This window comes from Blautia sp. An81 (assembly GCF_002161285.1).
GTDB lineage: Bacteria > Bacillota > Clostridia > Lachnospirales > Lachnospiraceae > Blautia > Blautia ornithocaccae.
The window spans coordinates 21,421-28,247 of the sequence record NZ_NFHH01000038.1 but is presented as its reverse complement, the minus strand read 5'-3'; the positions used below and the strand labels follow the sequence as shown (position 1 = coordinate 28,247).

At 39.2% G+C, this 6,827-nt stretch carries 3 protein-coding genes; all 3 read right to left on the bottom strand.

Annotated elements, in window-relative coordinates; genetic code table 11:
- Positions 1-815: 815 nt before the first annotated feature.
- Genes B5G33_RS19480 through B5G33_RS19470 form a run of 3 tightly spaced genes read right to left on the bottom strand, consistent with a single transcriptional unit; the run spans position 816 to position 6,769 of the window.
- On the bottom strand, positions 816-1,451 hold the full coding sequence (locus B5G33_RS19480) for an ABC transporter permease (RefSeq protein ID WP_087418819.1): 636 nt from the start codon (positions 1,449-1,451) through the stop codon (positions 816-818).
- Between the two features lie 23 nt (positions 1,452-1,474).
- Positions 1,475-4,069 carry a hypothetical protein gene (locus tag B5G33_RS19475; RefSeq protein ID WP_087418818.1) on the bottom strand — a complete coding sequence of 865 codons (2,595 nt, stop codon included), beginning with the start codon at positions 4,067-4,069 and terminating at the stop codon, positions 1,475-1,477.
- An 18-nt stretch (positions 4,070-4,087) separates the two neighbouring features.
- Entirely contained in the window at positions 4,088-6,769 is a 2,682-nt protein-coding gene (locus B5G33_RS19470; RefSeq protein ID WP_087418817.1) for a hypothetical protein, read from the bottom strand.
- Between the last annotated feature and the right edge of the window lie 58 nt (positions 6,770-6,827).

Here is a 6,827-nt window from a genome sequence, read left to right as displayed (position 1 = left end):
CAAAACAGATCATGAATGCCTTCCGCAGGAGCGGTAAAAGTATGCAGGAGCTTATGACGTTTCTCGAAGTGTGAGGAGCGTCAGAAGACCTTTAGTGTAACTTTTTTGCAAAGTTAGCAGTAAACCGGCTTGGTATATCCAAAGCAGGAAACACACACCTGCGCCGCCTATTAATCGAAGCTTCAAAAGGCGTTTGTAAAGGGGCCATCGGACATAAATCCAAAGAACTCCGTTCAAGACAAAGCGGACAGCCCGCAGAGGTAATCGCATATGCCGATAAAGCGAATACCCGGCTTCGGAGCAAGTATTATAAAATGATCCGCCATGAAAAGAAGAAGAATGTAGCAGTCGCAGCTGTAGCAAGAGAACTTGCATGCTTCATTTGGGGCATGATGACAGAAAACATCAGCATCAGTTCCAGGAAAGGTACATCAATGCCGGCTGTCAGTCAAGGGTAAAATAGACCGCTTCGCGGCCCTTGACAGCCATCCGTCCTTGACGTAAAGCGTAATCAAGCAGCAATCAGCAGTAGAGTGCAGCTTGCTGCCAGAACAATAAAATTGAATATCTGTCAGTATCTGAAAGGAGCTGTGATCACTGTAAGGTTCGAGCCATCTGCGTTTACACTATGTTGGCACTATGGTGATCCACGCTTTTAGATCGCAGGGCTCACGGCGGAACCATTAGCCTGTCGGTAACCAATCCACGAATAACAGAGTGGCCATATGCCGGGAACTGTTAAATCAGAGCTCCTTCCAGATGCTGACAGATTACACAAATGTGATGGTCAAGAAAAAGTTTGTGAGATACAGCATTTACCTCTTGACAAAAGTCACTTCATAACAGTGTAACTTTTTTGCAAAGTTAGCATTTACAGTAAAAGCCGCCAGAAAAATTCCTGTGCCCAGACTTAAAGCCATCATTTCCAAAAGAAGGCACAATGTCAGTGGAATAAAAGAAATACTCTGAATTCCCCCAGAATTTTGAAAGCCTAGAAAATAAAGAATAATGAATAAAGCAAATTGTATTCCAAAACGCACCTGCCGGGACAGCACGATACTGATAGGCATACACAGTCTTGGAAAATATACTTTTTCTGTGAGACCTGTATTAGATATAAAAACTCTGGAAATCCCTACGACACAGCCCGAAAAATTCTGCCACAAAATATTACCCAGATAGTAGAACAAAAACTGTGGTATACCATCCGTAGAAATTCCTGCCGCTATGCCGAAGACCAGGCTTAGAACGGCAGAAGACATCAAAGGTGTCAGCAGCAGCCATACAGGTCCCAGCATGGTCTGGGCATACATGATCTTAAATTCTTTCTTTACCAGGAGCAGAATCAGTTCCCGGTACTGCCAGAGTTCCCTTATGTCTGAAATAAGATTGGATTTGCCCGGGTACAGAATCAGATCCCATTCCTGTTCATTATTTTTTTCTGATATCATTTTCCCCTTAACTCCAGTACTCTTCAATTTTCTTCAACATTGCCTAAAAAACTTTGTTCAATCCCCATTTCCCTTATATCATCAATCCACTGATAGACCATTTGCCGATTATATTTCTTTTCTCCATTAGGCTTCTCCTCACTTTCCAAAGAGGCAGCCAAATAAGAAAATTCATTTTCCAAAGAGGTGCGAAATATTCCTTTATCATCTGTATTGACAGATACAAACAGCTGCGGACATGTATTTTTCTCTTCATAGTCAGCATCCAGACCTTTATTATAAAATCTTAATATGGGATGCTCTTCATAGCTGTTCATTACACTGATCAGATAATTGGAAGTTGGATTCGTCTCTATTCCTATGCCTCTCTCACTTACAAAATTCTGCATAGCTTTCTGCAGTTTTTCAATTCCGTCAATATAGAACTGTGGTATATGTATCTCTTTTCTCTTTGTTCCCTGTGAACGGATATCCCAGGAGTAGTGGTAATAGTAATACAACAGGCTGCACTCCTCATTATGCCTCAAAACTCTGTTTTCTCTGTGTAAATGGTCAACAACATATCGGCCTGCATTTTGATATCTTTCTTTTGAGAATCTGCCGTCAATATAAAGGCTTGGCTCATCGCCTCTTAATTTCCATGCATTATAATAATTATATATGTTAAAATTATTGCCGGTCAGATGCTGGCTTCTGATATTTTTTTCATACAGTTCTGAAAAATAAAAATCAAATTCTTTATTAAGATAATCTCTGAGGATATCACAGCCTTCTATCTGAAACTCTATTATTTTATTATACATCCATGCAACATTATCCAGATAGTCCTGTACAGGAATAATAATCGTATTATGTTTTACTTTGTACCAGGAACGGACGTCTATTCCCAAAACAGTCCCATGTCCTATACGGTCTCCGCACTGCATATTAAGGAAGCGCACACATTCCTCAATGGCCCGTAAACCATCTGCTATATCCAGAAACTCTTCACCGACATGATAGGTTTTCTTTAATTGCGGGACTTCATATTCCAGCCCTTCTTCGCATACATGTTGTCCCAGCCTTCTGAAAATCGTTGCAAAGACTTCCGGCCTGCATCCGATTTCCTGAGAGCAGGCATCAATCCCCAGAACTTTTCCAGCAATCCCAGGGTACTGATTTCTAAATCGGATAATCTGATGTGCCTGCCTTTTCAGACTGGTCCTTTTCTGATAGTGCCTGCAGGATTCGCCGGTATAGTTCTCTCTGTCAGGCAGTTGATCCTGGCACTTTGAAAAATGGAAAACAAAATAGAACCATTCTTTTGAAGAAAGTCTATATCCATCTGTCCGGCCAATAATTCTGATGTATTCTGAAATCATAACTGCATTTTCATATGCCGTGTTTTGAGGCGATATGCGGATTTCCAGGCTTTTCATATTTTTTCTATCAGAAAAAACAGCATTCTCTATCATATTTTTTACCATATTTTTACCGTTCAGAAATCCTGATTTTCTCTTGCTGTACACAATAAAATTATCCAGGCCTATATTATCATTTATCTGAACGATCTCTGAACGTATATCTGCTTTGATGAGCAGATATGCATACAACCAATCATAGACTCTGTCATTATAACGCTTTTCGCTGTACAACCCTTTTAAGAGACTATAAATAAGCCATCTATCGCCTGAAAAAATCAAGTTAGGAAGTTCTTGATCATCTGCATTGCACCCCGTTCCATATAATGCATAATCGTAATCCCCCAGCTTCGTTCCATAAGCTGCAATATTCTTAATGTCCTCTGTCAGCGCCTGAATATTACTCTTTTCGTCCATAAGGAAATTCTGTTGTCTTAGGATAGCACCCAGCGCATGGTCAGCATACCCATACCTCTCCAATAGATTTCTGGCCGAACTTATCAGTCCCTGTTCCTCCCAAAGCAGCAATGTCAACACAGCCCGGATCAATACTGCCTGCAGATGTTGAGATTCCAAAGAAGGTCTTATGTCTTGAACACTGTTATATGTATAGCTGGATCTTCTGGCTCTGTCAATTTTTTTCAGATGGTCCCGTATTCGCTTATCATTTACATTCTGCATAAGCTGAATCCAGCTCAATTCAAAAACAGGGGCTGAGCCAAACAGATGAAAATGATTATCTGCAAGTCCTCTCTGCAAGATTCTGTTCAGCTGCGTATTATTATGTCCAATTGTGTTGTCCCATAAGAAAGTCCGATAGCACTCCATACCAGACGCAGTTCTCTGAGCAAGAAATGCGCATATTAAATTCGTTTCATCAATATCTGTCGTCACATCTCTCCATCTGACAAATCGCTCATATCTGCATACTACCTTGCTTTCCTGCATGATAAGCAGATTATCTGCAAGATTTGCCAATGCACAGAATACATTTTCTTCCCTTTGTCTGAAAGCGCCCTCTGCATAGGCATGAAAATATTCCTGTGCATATTCATATAAACCTTCATTTTCCGTATCACTGTAATGCTTCATATACATCATAGCCTTTTTTTGGAAAACTTCCGGCGGGTACTTATTATATGATACAGTTCCTTCCAGAACCTCTTTTGCCGTGGTATTTTTAAAGTATATTTTCAATATACTGTCAAGATTATGCACTATGATTCCTCCGCTAGATTAATCATTTATTTCTGTCTCCGGTATACTGGGAGATATTCCAGCTTTAATATTGTTCTGTAAAATTCTCACAAAAAACTCATTGTCCTTTAATTTTTTCATAGCGGCAATATATGGATACTCAGAAAACATTCGACGATAAGGAAAACTACTGCCAGGATTCTTCTCCGCATAATAATTTTCCTCACTGGTCAATTCTTCTTCAATAAATCCATAAATCTTCACAATATTTTTTACAATATCCTGTAAAAGTGTTGGTTGTGTAAACGATCTGCTGCATTTATCCCGCACCCGTTTTATTATATTATAGGACAGATCAAAATCATAAAACGGAAATGCAATGGCGTCCGCAGTTTTAAATTTTTCAAATATAGACTGTTTCTTTAATTGTGCAGTAAGCTTTCTCGTCAGTTTTTCCTCTATCCCCACAGCATTCTCAAGCCTAACATATTCTGCCACATATTTGTAAATTGCCGCTGATATATCTTCGAATATTTTTTTATACTTTTCTCTTTGCTCTTCCTGAGGCGCAATTGACTTCTTAACAAATCCCAATATGTCAAAATCCGCCTGCTGCGTATCTATTCCTACCCGAAGCACTAATCCCTTTCTATGCGGTTGAGGAGTATTCTTACTAAGAGAAATAAAAGTGCGCTCGAATATATTAAAGGAAAAGGAAAGTGCCGGCATTTGCTGCTGGTTCAGACAGGCGTTCTCAAACAACATGTCCATGCATTGCAGGCTCCATATTGCTTTATTTTCTTCAAAGTCCTTTGCTACTGCCTCTCCGACTTCTTTGATAAATTTCTCTTGCCAAGTCTTTTCACTCATAGAATATGCAGCAGTCTCCAATTGCATAAGAAATGTATAGAGTCTTTCCAAGGGAAAATAGCAATTTATCATTTGAAACTCTACGGTTCTGAAAAAAGCTAAAGAAAAAATCTCTTCTGAAATACGCACCGGAAGCATTTTTCCTGTCCAATCATTGCCAAATCCCTCACCCAGGAAATGCTCCAGTTTTCTTCTTGACTTGCTCCTCTTTGTTTCATCAGGTGAGTACATATAACAGATATATTCATGAACCATTTCTGAAGTAAAAGATGCCATAATACAATGTATAAGAGGTTTATCCTGTTCTCTTCTTCTTCCCCAGGTATAAATACATTCCAGCAAATCACCATAATAGTAAGAAATAGAAAGTGCATTCCCATTTAGCGCTAAGCTTTTAAAATTTTCCGCTTTAAGAGCCGCTACATATCTTCCTCTTCTTGTCAATTGTATTCCCATCAGATCATCAAAAAATCGTCGTTGCTGTTCATCTGTTTTCTCGAATATCATCCGTTCCTGTATATCTGCATTATATCTCTCATAGTTTCTACCATAGGCACGAACCAGTTTCTTCTGTAACTTTTTTACATTTTCAAAATTCTTCTCAGATACACCAGAAAGAACCTTTCCTTTTATCATTCTGGCCTCTGAAAAGTCTACTGTAGCCAGAGAGTTTAAAAATTCTACAGAAGAAAGCAGTGTCCTGACTGTCCTTTTCTCAACGAAATGCTTTTTTATTCCCAAACCATCATAGTAGATATGCATTTTCCCTGCATTTTTCAACATTATATATTTTTTTGCCTGTATGGATTTTTTTTCATTATCGTTCCGGATCTCAATATCCTGGGACTTTGTATAAATATCCGGCATATAAATACGGTTATTTACAGGAATTAATTTATCCAGATAATCTTTTGCCAGTTCTCTGCCATGTAATGCCAGTTCCTCCGGATTCTTGCCTCCAGCGGAATACCCGATATTTTTAACAAAATGACTTTCTGTAATGAGAGAAAGCTGTTTATATGACAAAGCTGTTAAAATAATGACATTGGAATGAGTCAGGTATTTCTGCAGCTCTTCCAGCATCTGGAATCCGTGTTCCAGGTTCAGATCAAGGTCATCTATCACAATGATCAGGTAATCCACCGCCCGATTTGTATTTCCGCCTTCTACCAGATGAAAAAAACTGTCAATCAATTCTCCAAAAGCAGTCTGGATCTTCTTACTGCTGGCCATTGTCCGCAGCCGGGTAACAACTGATTCGCCCGGATCCTCCTGCCTGTCTCCCTGTTTTACACTCTTATGATTTCTGTATACCTCTCCAAACTTTTTCAGGAGCATTTCCCTTGTTTTTGAATATCTGTTTTCATAAGTATAAGAGCCTCCCCGCCATAGTTCTTCACATTTTTCAAACAGTCCTGCCAAAATCAACTCGAAAAGGTCTTCTTTTTCTTCTAAAAGAGAGGCATCAATAGGTGAAAGTACCGTGAAATTAATTTCTATCCTAAGCAAGCGTTCTTTTGCCTCTTCATCAAGGGGCATACTATTGATCCAGCTGCTCTTCCTTCCGCTCCGAAAATTCTGCAGCAGCCAACAAAATTCTCGAAGTACAGTAGTTTTTCCTGTTCCCCTGTCACCAATAAATGAAATAATGTTGTTAACCTCTCTGGGATATAAGGGTTCTGCTGTTTCCTGTGGTTCCTCAATTTTCCAGAGAGTATCTTTTAAAATACTCCTCAGCGCATACATATAGCAGTCATGATACAACTGATACTGGATTTCCTGTTTCTGTTCTTCTTCTGCCAGTTCTCCGTCTATGATTAATAATCTTTCTCTTCCATACTTGTCGCTCATTTTTTCCTCCCTTTTATCAAAAAAAGAAGGTATCTCTACCTTCTTTTCTCATTTCATT

Excerpts from the sequence above, each read along its gene's own strand:
- B5G33_RS19480 (WP_087418819.1), bottom strand. The coding sequence starts at position 1,451 with ATGATATCAGAAAAAAATAATGAACAGGAATGGGATCTGATTCTGTAC.
- B5G33_RS19470 (WP_087418817.1), bottom strand. The coding sequence starts at position 6,769 with ATGAGCGACAAGTATGGAAGAGAAAGATTATTAATCATAGACGGAGAA.